This is a genomic window from Pseudomonas sp. GW823-FHT06E10 (assembly GCF_058794995.1).
Map to the genome: position 1 here is coordinate 463,432 of NZ_JBXAHJ010000003.1, position 16,424 is coordinate 479,855.

The following is a 16,424-nucleotide window of genomic DNA, read 5'->3' on the forward strand; positions in this document are numbered from 1 at the left end:
TAGAGAATCATGAAGTACATATTTGACATCGTGCATGGCTTCTTCACCCAGCTTCGCAGCCTGGTGATGATTTTCGGCCACGCCTTCCGCAAGCGCGACACGCTGCAGTACCCGGAAGAACCGGTCTACCTGCCGCCGCGCTACCGTGGTCGTATCGTCCTGACCCGCGACCCCGACGGCGAAGAGCGTTGTGTAGCCTGTAACCTGTGCGCCGTGGCGTGCCCGGTCGGTTGCATCTCGCTGCAGAAAGCTGAAACCGAAGACGGTCGCTGGTACCCGGACTTCTTCCGCATCAACTTCTCGCGCTGCATTTTTTGCGGCCTCTGCGAGGAAGCCTGCCCGACCACCGCGATCCAGCTGACACCGGATTTCGAAATGGCCGAGTTCAAACGTCAGGACCTGGTTTACGAGAAAGAAGATCTGCTGATCTCCGGCCCCGGCAAAAACCCTGATTACAACTTCTATCGTGTTGCAGGTATGGCGATTGCCGGGAAGCCGAAAGGCTCCGCGCAGAACGAAGCCCAGCCGATCAACGTGAAGAGCTTGCTGCCTTAAGGAAGAAAGATGGAATTCGCTTTCTATTTCGCATCGGGTATCGCTGTGGTGTCCACGCTTCGCGTGATCACCAACACCAACCCTGTGCACGCCCTGCTCTACCTGATCATTTCGCTGATTGCCGTGGCGATGACCTTCTTCGCCCTCGGCGCGCCGTTCGCCGGCGTCCTGGAAGTGATCGCCTACGCTGGCGCCATCATGGTGCTGTTCGTGTTTGTGGTGATGATGCTGAACCTTGGCCCGGCCTCGGTTCAGCAAGAGCGCGTCTGGCTCAAGCCCGGTATCTGGGGCGGCCCGGTGCTCCTCGCTGCGCTGCTGCTGGTGGAACTGCTGTACGTGCTGTTCTCCCACCAGACCGGTGAAGCCATCGGCCATACCACCGTAGACGCCAAGGCCGTGGGCATCAGCCTGTTCGGTCCGTACCTGCTGGTGGTCGAACTCGCCTCGATGCTGCTGCTCGCCGCAGCCGTCACGGCGTTCCACTTGGGCCGCAACGAAGCCAAGGAGCAATGACGATGCCTGCTATCCCCATGGAGCATGGTCTGGCGGTCGCCGGCATCCTGTTCTGCCTCGGTCTGGTCGGCCTGATGGTCCGCCGCAACATCCTTTTCGTGCTGATGAGCCTGGAGGTCATGATGAATGCCTCCGCGTTGGCGTTCATCGTTGCCGGAAGCCGCTGGGCACAGCCGGATGGACAGATCATGTTCATCCTGGTGATCAGCCTGGCAGCCGCCGAGGCCAGTATCGGCCTGGCGATCCTGCTGCAACTGTATCGCCGCTTCCACACGCTCGATATCGACGCTGCCAGTGAGATGCGCGGATGAATCTTCTCTATCTGACTTTCCTGTTCCCTCTCATCGGTTTCCTGCTGCTGGCGTTTTCTCGCGGCCGTCTCTCGGAAAACCTTTCGGCGCTGATCGGCGTCGGTTCCGTCGGCTTGTCTGCCATCGTCGCGGCTTACGTGATCTGGCAATTCAATGTCGCACCACCTGAAGGCGGCCACTACACCCAGGTGTTGTGGCAGTGGATGGCGGTGGAAGGCTTCACGCCGAACTTCGCCCTGTACCTGGATGGTCTGTCCCTGACCATGCTCGGTGTGGTGGTTGGCGTCGGCTTCCTGATCCACCTGTTCGCGTCCTGGTACATGCGCGGTGAAGCCGGTTACTCGCGCTTCTTCGCCTACACCAACCTGTTTATCGCCAGCATGCTGTTCCTGGTGCTGGGCGATAACCTGTTGTTCCTGTACTTCGGCTGGGAAGGCGTGGGCCTGTGCTCCTACCTGTTGATCGGTTTCTACTACAGCAACCGCAACAACGGTAACGCCGCACTCAAAGCCTTTATCGTGACCCGTATCGGTGACGTGTTCATGGCCATCGGCCTGTTCATTCTGTTTGCCCAACTGGGTACGCTGAACGTTCAGGAACTGCTGGTGCTGGCTCCGCAGAAATTCCAGTCCGGCGACTTCTGGATGGTCATGGCCACCCTGATGCTGCTCGGTGGTGCTGTCGGTAAATCCGCGCAACTGCCGCTGCAAACCTGGCTGGCGGATGCGATGGCCGGTCCTACCCCGGTTTCGGCACTGATCCACGCCGCAACCATGGTGACCGCCGGTGTCTACCTGATCGCCCGTACCCACGGCCTGTTCACCCTGGCGCCGGAAATCCTGCACCTGGTGGGCATCGTCGGCGGTGTGACCTTGGTCCTGGCTGGCTTCGCAGCCCTGGTTCAGACCGACATCAAGCGTATCCTCGCCTACTCGACCATGAGCCAGATCGGCTACATGTTCCTGGCCCTGGGCGTCGGTGCCTGGGATGGCGCGATCTTCCACCTGATGACCCACGCCTTCTTCAAGGCCCTGCTGTTCCTTGCGTCCGGTTCGGTGATCGTTGCCTGCCACCACGAGCAGAACATCTTCAAGATGGGTGGTCTGTGGAAAAAGCTGCCACTGGCCTACGCCAGCTTCATCGTCGGCGGCGCGGCCCTGGCGGCCCTGCCTCTGGTGACCGCAGGCTTCTACTCCAAGGACGAAATCCTCTGGGAAGCATTCGCCAGCGGCAACCACGGTCTGCTCTACGCAGGTCTGGTCGGCGCATTCATGACTTCGTTGTACACCTTCCGCCTGATCTTCATCGCGTTCCACGGTGAAGCGAAGACCGAAGCCCACGCCGGTCACGGCATCGCCCACTGGCTGCCACTGTCGGTGCTGATCGTATTGTCCACCGCCATCGGCGCGATGATCGTTCCACCGCTGCACGGCGTACTGCCGCAAAGCGTCGGCCATGCCGGCGGCGAAGCCAAGCACAGTCTGGAAATCGCGTCGGGCGCCATCGCCCTGGCCGGTATCCTGCTGTCTGCGCTGCTGTTCCTCGGCAAGCGTCGCTTCGTCACCGCCATCGCCAACAGCGGCATCGGCCGTATCCTCTCGGCCTGGTGGTTCGCTGCCTGGGGCTTCGACTGGATCTACGACAAACTGTTCGTCAAGCCGTACCTGGCGATCATCCACATCCTGCGCAAAGACCCGCTGGACCAGACCATCGGTCTGATCCCGCGCATGGCCAAAGGCGGTCACACCGCCCTGAGCCGTACCGAGACCGGTCAACTGCGTTGGTATGCCGCCTCGATGGCTGCTGGTGCCGTGCTGGTTATCGGCGCCGTCGTGCTGGTAGCGGTCTGATATGAACCTTGCGAACTTGCGAAAGGAATTGAGCCCGTCATGATTCTGCCTTGGCTAATCCTGATCCCCTTCATCGGCGGCCTGCTGTGCTGGATGGGTGAGCGCTTCGGCGCCACCCTCCCCCGCTGGATTGCGCTGATCACCATGTCCCTGTTGCTTTCCCTCGGCCTCTGGCTGTGGGCCAACGGTGATTATTCATTTGCCCCGGCGCCTGGCGCCGACCCGACCTGGGCGCTTGAGTTCAAGCACGTCTGGATCCAGCGCTTCGGCATCAACGTGCACCTGGCCCTCGACGGCCTGTCGCTGTTGATGATCATGCTGACCGGTCTGCTGGGTGTCCTCTCGGTACTCTGCTCGTGGAAAGAGATCCAGCGTCACGTGGGCTTCTTCCACCTGAACCTGATGTGGATCCTGGGCGGTGTCGTCGGTGTGTTCCTCGCCCTCGACCTGTTCATGTTCTTCTTCTTCTGGGAAATGATGCTGGTGCCGATGTACTTCCTCATCGCGCTCTGGGGTCACAGTTCTTCGGACGGCAAGAAAACCCGGATCTACGCGGCGACCAAGTTCTTCATCTTCACTCAGGCTTCCGGCCTGATCATGCTGGTGGCGATCCTGGGTCTGGTACTGGTCAACTTCAACGACACCGGCGTGATTACCTTCAACTACGCCGACCTGTTGAAAACCAAGATGTCGACGACCACCGAGTACATCCTGATGCTCGGCTTCTTCATCGCCTTCGCGGTGAAGCTGCCAGTCGTGCCGTTCCACTCCTGGTTGCCTGACGCTCACGCCCAGGCGCCGACTGCAGGTTCCGTCGACCTCGCCGGTATCTTGCTGAAAACCGCTGCCTACGGCCTGCTGCGTTTCGCCCTGCCGCTGTTCCCGAATGCGTCGGCCGAGTTCGCGCCGTTCGCCATGACCCTGGGTCTGATCGGGATTTTCTACGGTGCGTTCCTGGCGTTCGCGCAAACCGACATCAAGCGTCTGATTGCCTTCTCGTCCGTTTCCCACATGGGCTTCGTTCTGATCGGCATCTACTCCGGCAGCCAACTGGCGCTGCAGGGCGCGGTGATGCAGATGCTGGCCCACGGTCTGTCGGCGGCGGCACTCTTTATCCTGAGTGGCCAGTTGTACGAACGCACCCACACCCGCGACATGCGTGAAATGGGTGGCCTGTGGTCGAAGATCGCTTACCTGCCGGCCCTCAGCCTGTTCTTCGCCGCTGCGTCGCTGGGCTTGCCGGGTACCGGCAACTTCGTCGGTGAGTTCCTGATCCTGATCGGCACCTTCCCGATCGCTCCATGGGTCACCATTATCGCGACGTCCGGCCTGGTGTTCGGTTCGGTCTACTCGCTGATCATGATCCATCGTGCCTACTTCGGCCCGGCCAAATCGGACGCGGTACTGCATGGCATGGATGGTCGCGAAATGATCATGGTGGTCGGTCTGGCTGCACTGCTGATCTACATCGGCGTGTACCCACAACCGTTCCTCGATACCTCTGCCGCTACGATGCATGGCGTGCAGCAATGGCTCGGCACCGCCTTCACTCAACTCGCTTCGGCCCGGTAAGAGCGCTATGGAATTCACGACTCAACACTTTATCGCGCTAGCGCCGCTGTTGATTACCAGCGCCACGATCATCGTGGTGATGCTGGCAATTGCCTGGCGCCGCAACCACTCCCAGACCTTCCTGCTGTCGGTGGCGGGTCTGAACCTGGCGTTGCTGTCGATCCTGCCAGCCTTGAAGGTCGCGCCACTGGCTGTGACCCCACTGCTGCAAATCGATAGCTTCGCTTGCTTGTACATGGCGCTGATCCTGGTCGCCACCCTCGCTTGTGTCACCCTCGCCCACGCCTACCTCGGCGATGGTGGCACGGGTTACCCGGGCAACCGTGAAGAACTGTACCTGCTGATCCTGATGTCCGCCGCCGGTGGCCTGGTGCTGGTCAGCGCACAGCACCTGGCCGGGTTGTTCGTCGGTCTGGAACTGCTGTCGGTGCCGGTTTATGGTCTGGTGGCCTATGCCTTCTTCAACAAGCGTTCGCTGGAAGCCGGTATCAAGTACATGGTGCTGTCGGCTGCCGGCTCCGCGTTCCTGTTGTTCGGCATGGCACTGCTGTACGCAGACTCGGGTTCCCTGAGCTTCGTCGGCATCGGTCAGGCGCTGGCGGCTACTGGTCTGCCAAGCTCGCTGGCGCAGCTGGGCCTGGGCATGATGTTGATCGGTCTGGCGTTCAAGCTGTCGCTGGTGCCCTTCCACCTCTGGACTCCAGACGTTTACGAAGGTGCTCCGGCACCGGTCGCAGCGTTCCTCGCTACCGCTTCGAAAGTGGCTGTGTTCGCGGTCATGGTGCGCCTGTTCCAGATCTCCCCTGCTGCAAGCAGCGGCGTCCTGAGCAACGTGCTGACCATCATCGCCATCGCGTCGATCCTGTTCGGTAACCTGCTGGCCCTGACCCAGAGCAACCTCAAGCGTCTGCTGGGTTACTCGTCCATCGCCCACTTCGGCTACCTGCTGATCGCCCTGGTGGCGAGCAAGGGCCTGGCCGTGGAAGCCATCGGCGTGTACCTGGTCACCTACGTGATCACCAGCCTCGGTGCTTTCGGTGTGATCACCCTGATGTCCTCGCCGTACAAAGGCCGTGACGCAGACGCCCTGTACGAATACCGCGGCCTGTTCTGGCGCCGTCCGTACCTGACCGCCGTGCTGACCGTGATGATGCTGTCCCTGGCCGGTATCCCGCTGACCGCAGGCTTCATCGGCAAGTTCTACATCATCGCCACCGGCGTCGAGTCCCATCAGTGGTGGCTGGTCGGCTCCCTGGTACTGGGCAGTGCCATCGGCGTGTTCTACTACCTGCGAGTGATGGTCACCCTGTACCTGATCGAGCCAAACCTGCGCCGCGTCGACGCTCAATTGCACTGGGAACAGAAGGCAGGCGGCGTGATGCTGCTGGCCATCGCGGTACTGGCTTTCTTCCTCGGCCTGTACCCACAACCGCTGCTGAACCTGGTTCAACAGTCGGGCCTGGCGGGTTGATCGCTTAGAGCCATTCAGTAGTAAACAGAAACGGCACCTTCGGGTGCCGTTTTTGCGTTTGTAGGATATGTTACCGGCGCGCTCCCCTCCTCCGACAATCCCCGAAAGCTCATGCGGGATTACCCGCCTCGTCCTACATCCAGCATTGAGCACTTGGTTCTATCTTGAATGACTTCTAGATTGGTAAACCAATGCGAGAACTAACAATAAAACGTGAGATTTTTTTCCGAAATCGTAGAGGGTTTCGATGCCTTTGCTGCCGAACGCAAAGGTAATGTCGGGCAGCGAATCGGAACGATGAAAGGCAAATTGGTGCTTCCAGAAGATTTTGACGCGCCACTACCAGTTGAAATGCTTGATGTTTTTGAAAGCACTCACGAATGAGGCTTCTACTCGACACGCGTAATTTACTCTGGACACTCAGTGATGATCCGCAGCTTTCGGGTAAAGCCAGAAAGCTCATTGAGAACGCTGCCGACATTTATGTCAGCGCAGCGGATGGCCTGTTCGCGAGCCTGCTCCGGGGGCGATCCGGGGGCACTGGCCAAACAAAACGGCACCTCCGAGTGGCGTTTTTGCGTTTGTTTTTTTTAAGATCGATGCCCACCCTATTGCCGGAGAATATCTGTATGTCCCATCAGAAATCGCCGACAGCAAGAACCAAGCATTGCAAACAGCTATTGATTCAGGTTTCCGAAGGGATGCTTCCCATGTGAACGTCAGTTCTTGTCACATATATTCAATCTTTATTCGGCGTTTGCATCACGCCCCCCTAAAGACCGAGTCAGAAAGTCCTCGCATTCATAGTGAATTGAGGCCGGCGACGGATAAAAACCCAAACAAATAAAAATGTTATTGCATAATTCTTACATTTTGCCGTTCGACAACACCTGAGTACCGAGTTTAATTTATCGCCCAGATCAACTACAAGAAACGGGCCACAATGAAAAACGCACTCGTGATTCGACACTTAAACTTTGAAGATCTTGGCACACTTGAACAGCCGTTGATTCAACGCAATTATAATATTCATATTATTGATGCCACTTCGGAAGAGCTGCAGGCAGTTGATCCCATAACGCCTGATCTGATGGTGATATTGGGAGGGCCGATCGGTGCTTATGATGAAAAAAAATACCCATTCATAGAAAATGAAATTGCACTTATCAATGCACGTTTGCAAAGCAACAAAAAAACGTTGGGAATCTGTCTTGGTGCCCAGCTGATAGCGAGGGTGTTGGGAGCCTCCGTTTATCCAATGGGGCACTTGGAGATTGGCTTCAGCCCTTTACAGTTGAGTAATGACGCACACCCTTCCTGCCTTGATCTATTGAACGACGATGTCGCCGTATTGCATTGGCACGGAGATCAATTCGACATCCCCAAAGGGGCTCATCACTTGGCGAGCAGTAAACTCTGTGCCAATCAGGCGTTTAGTGTCGGCAAAAACATACTGGGTCTACAGTTCCACCTGGAAATTGATCCTGACCGCTTTGAACAATGGCTGATCGGCCACGCAGCCGAATTGAACATGGCCTCAATTGACCCTCGCGACTTGCGTCGACAGGTAGCTTTACACGGTAAGTCATTGAAAACCGTTGCCCCGAAAATCATTTCAAACTGGCTCGACCTGCCACTCTAACAAAGCACATCGGGCCGACTATTTAGAACAAAAGGTAACTATCATGAACACTCACGACATTCAAACTTACTCGGTTGCACAGATGCTCGAAAAACTTTCGGTGCTTTGGAGCACCCGAGCCGCAGTCAATAACAAACAACCTACTTATTCCGAGCTAGCCTTCGATCCCGGCAAAAACGACTTTTGCGAGAGCTTGCTTCCCTTCAGAAATCACCCTGCCTGGATCGAAGCCTCTCCCGAAATGAAATCAACATGCCTTTCATATGCATGGATCATCTACAACCTGAAAACCATTTATATCGAATGCGACATCGTCACGCCAGCCTGCGAAGACATCATCAAAACGCCACCCAGCGCAACCAGGAATCGAGCATTGCTTCAGGAGTCCATCTCCGAAGCACTGCTTGACGAAGCACTGCACACCAAAATGTCAGTCACCGCATGCAACTACATTTATCACCACAGAGATCTTGCACACCTGAATTTCACCGACTTCAACCTGATCAAATGGAAGAATTGGGTGCTATCGTCCTGTTCTGCCGAATGGGAGCGCAGACTCACTCGCTTCGGTATCGCCTGCGCCAGTGAAACGCTGATTACGGACTATCTTAAAACGCTGGCAGAAGACAGCTCCGTTCAAAGTATTTGCCATCAAGTCACCAAGACCCATGCGATGGATGAATGGAGTCATTCCAGTGTATTCAGTTATGTAGCGGCAGATCTGATATCGACGCTATCTCAACATGAAAAAACGCATTTAAAGGCCATTATTAAAAAAACCGTATCAATGTTTGCAAACAATGAAATGGGGGCGTGGGAAATGGCATTTTCTCATGCTCGCCTGCCTCGCTATGCGGACATCATCCACGACACGGCAACACTTGGCGAAGTCAACGTTTACACCGAGTCGGTCGACAAATTGCTGAGCAGAATAGGTCTCGAAGAAACCCACTGATATCAGTTGGCACTTCTTGAACAACTCATTAAAAACGTACTTATCTCTTTACCATGAAGGGGACGACCATGGAGCGGCTTACGTTCTTGAGTTGCGAGAAAATCTCAGATGCAGCAACCAACACGAAGACTTACCTGCTTCGATTGCCCCAATGCATTGAACCCAATGAATTAAAGCCGGGACGATATATTGCGATCAATCATCCAGACCGCTCTGGCACGGCACAACAACGTAATTACTCGATCACGGCGGTGCGAGATATCAATCAAATTGAAATCACGGTCAAGCGCACCGGCAACAATGGAGTATCGGACACTTTGTATTCGAACGTCGGCTGCGGATCACTCCTTTGTTTTTCCAACGTTGGTGGCAACATCACTTCGGACAGTATTATCGCCTACCGGCATGTCTTGATGCTGGCAGGCGGTATCGGCATCACATTGCCGATCGCGCTGATCCGTAGCCTTGTCGAGCTTGAAAGCAAAGATAAACCCATTCCCAGAGTAACGCTGCTGGTTAGTTCACCTACGATTGCGAGCATACCTTTCCTCGCGGAACTCCTCGCCTTAGCGTTTCGATCGAACTGGTTCAACGTTCGTTTTTTTATTACTCGAGAATCAATCGATACACACTCTCACCACTTTACCGGAGGACGGCTGGTTAAACTTTCCTTACCGGATTCAGTTCCCGTCGACGCGGCAGTCATTTGCGGCAGCCATGGCTTTTCCGTCGCCCAGCAGGTATTGGTCAAGGAGCTGAATCACAACATCCCCTGTTTCATTGAAGCGTTCAGCAGCGTGGAACAGTCAGAACCAGCAGCCGAACACAGCCCGCTGACCACTGTCTGTGCTCGATCAAATCAGCAGGACCACCATTTCCAGGTCAGTAGTGGACAAACGCTGCTTGATGCGTTGGAAACCAATCATGTACCCATCCGCAGTCAGTGCCGCTCAGGCATCTGTGGCAGTTGCAGGATCAAGGTTATTTCCGGGGCATGCAAAAGAGCGCCTGACTTCTCGCTCAGCACTGCGGAACTGGAGTCGGGCTACGCATTGGCTTGTTGCACATATGCCGAGGGTGGTGAGCTCTCAATTGAGATCTGACCGGCTTGCACGAACCGAGGGTGGCGCGGTGATCTGAACTATCGACATCGTTTCAACGACGTTTTCGCTGCGATGCGGCGACCCAACAAGCCAACTTGCCGGCGAATGCGGTGACACAAGCAACTATAAAAAACGGCACCTTCCGGTGCCGTTCGCCTTTCACAACTCCAGTGCTTTACTTGCGCGCCGCCTCCCACGATTTCAGCAGTTCGGCGTAGCTCACGGTTTCACCCTTAGGCTTTTCGTTCGCCAGTTTCGGTTTCGGGGCGCCCGGTTGGTCGAACCAGTATTGAGCATCGCGCTCTGGATTCATTTTCGGGGCGCAGGTGGCTTGTGCCTTCGAGCGTTCCAGACGGGTCATGATTGCGTCCTGATCCTTGGCCAGGCCATCCAGCGCCTCTTGCGGGGTTTTCTCGCCGCTGGCGGCTTCGGCGATGTGGCTCCACCACAACTGCGCGAGGCGAGGATAATCAGGCACGTTGGTCCCGGTCGGGGTCCATTGCACGCGGGCCGGGCTGCGGTAGAACTCCACCAGGCCACCGAGTTTCGGCGCCAGGTCGGTCATGGCCTGGGAGTTGATGTCCGATTCGCGGATCGGGGTCAGGCCGACGATGGTTTTCTTCAGCGACACGGTTTTCGAGGTCACGAACTGCGCGTACAGCCAGGCCGCCAGTTTTTGTTTCTCAGGCGTGGACTTCATGAATGTCCAGGAACCGGCGTCCTGATAACCGAGCTTCATGCCCTCTTCCCAATATGGACCTTTCGGCGAAGGCGCCATGCGCCATTTCGGCGTGCCGTCGGCGTTCATCACCGGCAAGCCCGGTTTGGTCATGTCGGCGGTAAACGCGGTGTACCAGAAGATCTGCTGGGCAATGTTGCCCTGGGATGGCACGGGACCTGATTCGGAGAAAGTCATGCCCGCCGCTTCCGGTGGCGCGTACTTTTTCATCCAGTCAACGTACTTGGTGGTCGCATACACTGCCGCCGGGCCGTTGGTGTCGCCACCGCGGGTCACGCTGGAGCCGACCGGATGACAATCCTCGACGCGGATCCCCCACTCGTCCACCGGCAAGCCGTTAGGTATGCCTTTATCGCCAGCGCCTGCCATGGAGAACCAGGCATCGGTGAAACGCCAACCCAGCGACGGGTCTTTCTTGCCGTAATCCATGTGCCCGTAAACGCGCTTACCGTCGATTTCCTTGACGTCTTCGCTGAAGAATTTGGCGATGTCTTCATAGGCCGACCAGTTCACCGGTACGCCCAACTCGTAGCCGTACTTTTCCTTGAACTTGGCTTTCAGGTCCGCGCGTTCGAACCAGTCGGCGCGGAACCAGTACAGGTTGGCGAACTGCTGGTCGGGCAATTGATAGATCTTGCCGTCCGGCGCGGTGGTGAAGGAGATGCCGATGAAGTCCTTGATGTCTAGGGTCGGCGAGGTGAAGTTCTTGCCCTCGTTGGCCATCAGGTCGGTGATCGATTCGGTCTTGCCGTAACGGAAGTGTGTACCGATCAGGTCCGAGTCGTTGACCCAGCCGTCATAGATGTTCTTGTCCGACTGCATCTGGGTCTGCAGCTTTTCCACCACGTCGCCTTCCTGCAGCAGGTCGTGGGTCAGCTTGATCCCGGTGATCTCGGTGAAGGCCTTGGCCAGCACCTTGGACTCATACTCGTGGGTGGCGATGGTTTCCGACACCACTTTGATGCTCATCCCGCGAAACGGCTCCGCCGCCTTGATGAACCACTTCAGCTCTTCGAGTTGTTGATCGGCTGTCAGGGTGGACGGCTTGAATTCACTGCCGATCCATTTCTTCGCCGCGTCTTCATAGGCATCGGCCCAGGCAGATGCGCTCAAACCGCTGAGTGCCAGCATGGCTGCCAATGAAATGCTATGTCGCAGCTTATTGTTTTTGTCGAACATAGAGACCTCCTTATTGAGTTTCGGAGCAACATTGCCGAGCGATTCGACTAGCCCCAACGCATCACAGCCAACAGCCACACCAGGGACATCGCGAAGGCGACCCAGATGCTCCAGTCGGTGACGCCGATTACCAGCAGATGCAGGTAGGCGCTGCCGAGAAGACCGATGAACAGCCGATCGCCACGGGTGGTGGCAATCGGTAGAAAACCTCGCCTGAGCACGCTCGGCGAACGCAATTCCCAGGTGGTCATGCCCACCAGGATCAAGGCAATGACGCCGAAGAACGCCGCCGTCGGGACGGTCCAACTCATCCATTCCATCATCAGTTCCTCATACCCGGCCCAGGGCAAAGCCCTTGGCCACGTGGTTGCGAACAAACCAGATCACCAACATGCCCGGCAGGATGGTCAACACCCCCGCCGCCGCCAGCACGCCCCAGTCGATACCGGATGCCGAGACCGTGCGGGTCATCACCGCTGCGATCGGTTTGGCGTTCACCGACGTGAGGGTTCGCGCCAGCAGCAGTTCGACCCAGGAAAACATGAAGCAGAAGAACGCCGTGACGCCGATGCCGGAGCCGATCAGCGGGATGAAAATCTTCACGAAGAACTTGGGGAAACTGTAGCCGTCGATGTAGGCGGTTTCGTCGATTTCCTTGGGCACGCCGGACATGAAGCCTTCGAGAATCCACACCGCCAGCGGCACGTTGAACAGGCAATGGGCCAGGGCCACGGCGATGTGGGTATCGAACAGCCCGATCGAGGAATACAGCTGGAAGAACGGCAACAGGAACACCGCCGGTGGCGCCATGCGGTTGGTCAGCAGCCAGAAGAACAGGTGCTTGTCACCGAGGAAGCGGTAGCGCGAGAACGCATAGGCCGCCGGCAAGGCCACGGTCAGGGAAATGATCGTGTTCAGGCTCACGTAGTACGCCGAGTTGATGTAGCCGGTGTACCAGCTCGGATCGGTGAAGATCACTTTGTAGTTCGCCAGGGTGAAATCCTGCGGAAACAAGGTCAGGCCACCGAGGATTTCGCTGTTGCTCTTGAAGGACATGTTCAGCAGCCAGTAGATCGGCACCAGCAGGAACAGGATGTAGATCAGCAGTGGAATCAGCTTTCTCTTGCTCATGATGGCCTCAGCGGTTGGCGTCGGAGTGAGTCATGGCGGTGTAGAACAGCCAGGACACCAACAGGATGATCAGGAAGTACACCAGCGAGAATGCGGCGGCCGGCCCCAGGTCGAACTGCCCGATCGCCATTTGCGTCAGGGTCTGGCTCAAGAAGGTCGTGGAATTGCCCGGACCGCCACCCGTAAGCACGAAGGGCTCGGTGTAGATCATGAAACTGTCCATGAAGCGCAGCATCACCGCGATCAGCAGCACACTCTTGAGCTTGGGCAACTGGATATGCCGGAACACCGCCCAGGCCGAGGCACGGTCGATCCGCGCCGCCTGGTAATACACATCCGGAATCGCCCGCAGGCCGGAGAAGCACAACAGCGCCACCAGCGAGGTCCAGTGCCAGACGTCCATCACCAGTACGGTGACCCAGGCGTCCATGGTGTTCGCCGCATAGTTGTAGCTGATGCCCATGGCCTTGAGGCTCGCCCCCAGCAGACCGATGTCGGCCCGGCCGAAGATCTGCCAGATGGTGCCGACCACGTTCCACGGGATCAGCAACGGAATCGCCAGGATGATCAGCACCACCGACGACCAGCGCCCTTTGGTCGGCATGGTCAGGGCAATCGCAATCCCCAGCGGGATCTCGATCAACAGCACGCAAGCCGAGTAGATGAACTGGCGCAGCAACGAGTCGTGCAGGCGCGGATCGAGCAGCACCTGCTTGTACCAATCGGCGCCGACAAAGTAGCGGCTGGACTGGTCGAAGATGTCCTGCACCGAATAGTTGACCACGGTCATCATCGGGATCACCGCACTGAACGCCACCAGCAGGAACACCGGCAGCACCAGCCACCAGGCCTTGTTGTTCTGCACCTTGTTCATGGCTGCGCCTCTTGGTTGGCATTGGCTTCGAGCAGGAATTCATCGGCGTAGACCATCAGCCACTGCGCCGGAAAACTGATGTACGCCGTGCCTTGCGGCACCGGCTTGTCTTCGGCCAGGCGCACTTTCAGGGGGACGCCATCGAGGTTGAGGGTCATGATCTTGTAGGTGCCCAGGTCTTCGACGTGTACGACCTGTGCCCGCAGCGCGTCATCAAAGGCTTCGTCCCACACATGGACGAACTCCGGACGAATGCCGACCTTCAGGGTTTTCCACTCCGATTCAGCAATACGCTGCTGCATCGCCTCGGACAGCGGCAGGTGAGTCGAGGCGAAACCGACGCCACCCGGTTGCGGCTGTACCTCGATCAGGTTCATCCCGGGGCTGCCAATGAAGTAGCCGACAAAGGTGTGGCTCGGGCGCTCGAACAACTCCCTTGGCGTACCGAATTGCACGATCTGCCCGCCGTACATCACCGCAATCTTGTCGGCGAAGGTCGAGGCCTCCAGCTGATCGTGGGTGACGTAGACCATGGTGATGTTGAACTGTTCGTGGATCTGCTTGAGCTTGCGCCGCAGTTTCCACTTGAGGTGCGGGTCGATCACCGTCAGCGGCTCATCGAACAGGATCGCCGACACGTCGTCGCGCACCAGCCCACGCCCCATGGAGACTTTCTGTTTTTCGTCGGCGGTGAGGTTGCGGGCCTTTTTGCTCAACAGGTTCTGCAGGTCGAGAACTTCGGCGATTTCCTGCACCTTGCTATGCACCCGGGCCTCGGCCATGCCCTGATTGCGCAGCGGGAAGGCCAGGTTGTCGAACACCGTCATGGTGTCGTAGACCACCGGGAACTGGAAAACCTGGGCGATGTTGCGCTTCTCCGGGGTCAGGTTGTTGACCGCTTTGCCGTCGAACAGCACATGACCCTGGGACGGGCTGAGCAGCCCGGAAATGATGTTGAGCAAGGTCGATTTGCCACAGCCCGATGGGCCAAGCAACGCGTAGGCGCCACCCTGCTCCCAGATGTGGTCCATCTCGCGGATCGCGTAGTCCTCCGGCCCCGCCGGAGTCTTGGTGTAGCTGTGGGCGAGGTTCTGCAAACGGATTTCGGCCATCAGGCAACCCTCGTGACACGCCGGCCCGGCGCCTGGACCAGCCGCCCCTGCGTATCGAACACAAACAGTTTATGGGTCGGGATGTAGATGCGGATCGGCGCATCGACGTCGTATTCGTGAACGCCGGGCAAGTGCAGCACCAGCAGGAAATGCTCGTTGCGCACGTGCAGGAAGGTTTCCGAGCCACTGATTTCCGCGACTTCGACGGTCACCGCCAATTCGAGGTCATCGTCGTTGCTCGGCACCAGCGAGATATGGCTGGGTCGCACGCCGAAACGAAACTCGCCCTCGCCTACCGGGCGCAGATCGACATTCAGCGGGAAGTGCACGAAATTGGCGAAACTCACTTCGTTGCCGGCAATGCGCCCCGGCATCAGGTTGATCGGCGGCTCGGAGAACAGCTCCGCCGCCAGCACCGTTTGCGGCTGATGATAGACCGACGAAGACTGGCCGCTCTGGATCACCCGGCCTTCGTGAAGAATGGTGGTGGTGCCGCCCAAGGCCAGGGCCTCGTTGGGCTCGGTGGTGGCGTAGATCGCGATGGTGTGGCGCGCCTTGAACAGCTCGCGCATTTCCTGGCGCAGTTCTTCGCGCAACTTGTAGTCGAGGTTGACCAGCGGCTCGTCGAACAGGATCAGCTCGGCATCCTTGACCAGCGCCCGGGCCATGGCCGTGCGTTGTTGCTGGCCACCGGAAAGCTCCAGCGGATAGCGTTTGAGAAACCTCTCGATGCGCAGCATCTTCGCGGTTTCCAGCACCTTGCTCTGAATTTGCTCGCTGGAAACACCGGCCTGACGCAGCGGCGAGGCGATGTTGTCGAACACCGTCATGGTCGGGTAGTTGATGAACTGCTGATAGACCATCGACACATTGCGCAAGCGCACGGGCCGTTGGGTGACGTCGACGCCGTTCATCAGGATGCGGCCGCTGTCGGGCTTGTCCAGACCGGCCATCAGGCGCATCAGGCTGGTTTTGCCGGACAAGGTGCGACCCAGCAAAACGTTGAAGGAACCGGGTTCAAAACTCAGGTTGGCATCGTCGATCCAGGTCTGGCCCTCGACGGTGCGGCTGACGTGTTCCAGGGTGAGTGACATGGCTCGGCCTTTTTCTTATTGGAGTCAAGCGACCGGAGCTGTATAGCGACATTTGTGCCAGAAATTGCAAACGATTGATTCAGTTTGAAATTCCTGAAAATGACTACAGAGTCACGTTCATTGCTGAACACAAATGAACAACCGCGACTGAACAACTGAACACTTCAACGGTTGACAATGAACATTAGTGAACAACACTCTACGGATGTTTTGTGCCTTTCCCGGAACATGGAAATAAACGCAGATCCTGTGGGAGCGGGGGGGGGGGGGGGGGGGGGGGGGGGGGGGGGGGGGGGGGGGGGGGGGGGGGGGGGGGGGGGGGG

General features: G+C 57.7%; 16 protein-coding genes and 1 pseudogene. 11 read left to right on the top strand and 6 right to left on the bottom strand.

Annotation, left to right across the window (positions count from 1 at the left end; all coding sequences use genetic code 11):
* Positions 1 to 9: 9 nt before the first annotated feature.
* The 11 genes and pseudogenes from nuoI to AC1Q6Y_RS07840 all read left to right on the top strand — a co-directional run bounded on the left by nuoI (position 10) and on the right by AC1Q6Y_RS07840 (position 9,972).
* The gene (nuoI, locus tag AC1Q6Y_RS07790; protein ID WP_191622226.1) at positions 10 to 555 is read left to right on the top strand and encodes an NADH-quinone oxidoreductase subunit NuoI; all 546 of its coding nucleotides are present in this window, start codon (positions 10 to 12) and stop codon (positions 553 to 555) included.
* A 9-nt stretch (positions 556 to 564) separates the two neighbouring features.
* Positions 565 to 1,068: an NADH-quinone oxidoreductase subunit J gene (gene nuoJ / locus AC1Q6Y_RS07795; protein ID WP_053161453.1), complete on the top strand. Its 504-nt coding sequence runs from the start codon at positions 565 to 567 to the stop codon at positions 1,066 to 1,068.
* Positions 1,069 to 1,070: 2 nt separating this feature from the next.
* Positions 1,071 to 1,379 carry an NADH-quinone oxidoreductase subunit NuoK gene (nuoK, locus tag AC1Q6Y_RS07800; RefSeq protein ID WP_007946416.1) on the top strand — a complete coding sequence of 103 codons (309 nt, stop codon included), beginning with the start codon at positions 1,071 to 1,073 and terminating at the stop codon, positions 1,377 to 1,379.
* Entirely contained in the window at positions 1,376 to 3,229 is a 1,854-nt protein-coding gene (gene nuoL / locus AC1Q6Y_RS07805; RefSeq protein ID WP_492624314.1) for an NADH-quinone oxidoreductase subunit L, read from the top strand. Before nuoK ends, nuoL begins: the two co-directional genes overlap by 4 nt.
* A gap of 39 nt (positions 3,230 to 3,268) precedes the next feature.
* Positions 3,269 to 4,801, top strand: a complete 1,533-nt coding sequence (gene nuoM, locus AC1Q6Y_RS07810) for an NADH-quinone oxidoreductase subunit M (protein WP_104447789.1) — start codon at positions 3,269 to 3,271, stop codon at positions 4,799 to 4,801.
* Between the two features lie 7 nt (positions 4,802 to 4,808).
* Positions 4,809 to 6,272: an NADH-quinone oxidoreductase subunit NuoN gene (gene nuoN, locus AC1Q6Y_RS07815; protein ID WP_340314064.1), complete on the top strand. Its 1,464-nt coding sequence runs from the start codon at positions 4,809 to 4,811 to the stop codon at positions 6,270 to 6,272.
* A 213-nt stretch (positions 6,273 to 6,485) separates the two neighbouring features.
* Positions 6,486 to 6,656 (top strand): hypothetical protein, encoded by a 171-nt coding sequence (locus AC1Q6Y_RS07820; protein ID WP_492624315.1) that lies wholly within the window; start codon positions 6,486 to 6,488, stop codon positions 6,654 to 6,656.
* Positions 6,653 to 6,769 (top strand): annotated as a pseudogene (locus tag AC1Q6Y_RS07825) (PIN domain nuclease); the annotation flags it as partial. The gene AC1Q6Y_RS07820 and the pseudogene AC1Q6Y_RS07825, both read left to right, overlap by 4 nt.
* A 446-nt stretch (positions 6,770 to 7,215) precedes the next feature.
* Positions 7,216 to 7,914 carry a glutamine amidotransferase gene (locus AC1Q6Y_RS07830; RefSeq protein WP_223473542.1) on the top strand — a complete coding sequence of 233 codons (699 nt, stop codon included), beginning with the start codon at positions 7,216 to 7,218 and terminating at the stop codon, positions 7,912 to 7,914.
* A gap of 43 nt (positions 7,915 to 7,957) precedes the next feature.
* Positions 7,958 to 8,869 (top strand): diiron oxygenase, encoded by a 912-nt coding sequence (locus AC1Q6Y_RS07835; RefSeq protein WP_057714149.1) that lies wholly within the window; start codon positions 7,958 to 7,960, stop codon positions 8,867 to 8,869.
* A 68-nt stretch (positions 8,870 to 8,937) separates the two neighbouring features.
* Positions 8,938 to 9,972 (top strand): 2Fe-2S iron-sulfur cluster-binding protein, encoded by a 1,035-nt coding sequence (locus AC1Q6Y_RS07840; protein ID WP_492624316.1) that lies wholly within the window; start codon positions 8,938 to 8,940, stop codon positions 9,970 to 9,972.
* 175 nt (positions 9,973 to 10,147) lie between these two features.
* On the opposite strand, the gene AC1Q6Y_RS07845 is transcribed toward AC1Q6Y_RS07840, so the two are convergent.
* From AC1Q6Y_RS07845 to AC1Q6Y_RS07870, 6 genes are read right to left on the bottom strand one after another with little or no spacing between them, the layout of a single operon-like run.
* Positions 10,148 to 11,890: an ABC transporter substrate-binding protein gene (locus tag AC1Q6Y_RS07845; protein ID WP_150755568.1), complete on the bottom strand. Its 1,743-nt coding sequence runs from the start codon at positions 11,888 to 11,890 to the stop codon at positions 10,148 to 10,150.
* A gap of 47 nt (positions 11,891 to 11,937) precedes the next feature.
* Complete coding sequence (locus AC1Q6Y_RS07850) at positions 11,938 to 12,210, bottom strand: DUF2160 domain-containing protein (protein WP_057716585.1); 273 nt, start codon at positions 12,208 to 12,210, stop codon at positions 11,938 to 11,940.
* A gap of 10 nt (positions 12,211 to 12,220) precedes the next feature.
* The gene (locus tag AC1Q6Y_RS07855) at positions 12,221 to 13,021 is read right to left on the bottom strand and encodes a carbohydrate ABC transporter permease (RefSeq protein ID WP_008046506.1); all 801 of its coding nucleotides are present in this window, start codon (positions 13,019 to 13,021) and stop codon (positions 12,221 to 12,223) included.
* Between the two features lie 7 nt (positions 13,022 to 13,028).
* Complete coding sequence (locus AC1Q6Y_RS07860) at positions 13,029 to 13,895, bottom strand: carbohydrate ABC transporter permease (RefSeq protein WP_008046507.1); 867 nt, start codon at positions 13,893 to 13,895, stop codon at positions 13,029 to 13,031.
* Complete coding sequence (locus tag AC1Q6Y_RS07865) at positions 13,892 to 15,007, bottom strand: ABC transporter ATP-binding protein (protein ID WP_057714146.1); 1,116 nt, start codon at positions 15,005 to 15,007, stop codon at positions 13,892 to 13,894. Before AC1Q6Y_RS07865 ends, AC1Q6Y_RS07860 begins: the two co-directional genes overlap by 4 nt.
* Positions 15,007 to 16,101 carry an ABC transporter ATP-binding protein gene (locus AC1Q6Y_RS07870; RefSeq protein WP_218496194.1) on the bottom strand — a complete coding sequence of 365 codons (1,095 nt, stop codon included), beginning with the start codon at positions 16,099 to 16,101 and terminating at the stop codon, positions 15,007 to 15,009. The genes AC1Q6Y_RS07865 and AC1Q6Y_RS07870 overlap by 1 nt, the downstream gene beginning before the upstream one ends.
* Positions 16,102 to 16,424: the final 323 nt, after the last annotated feature.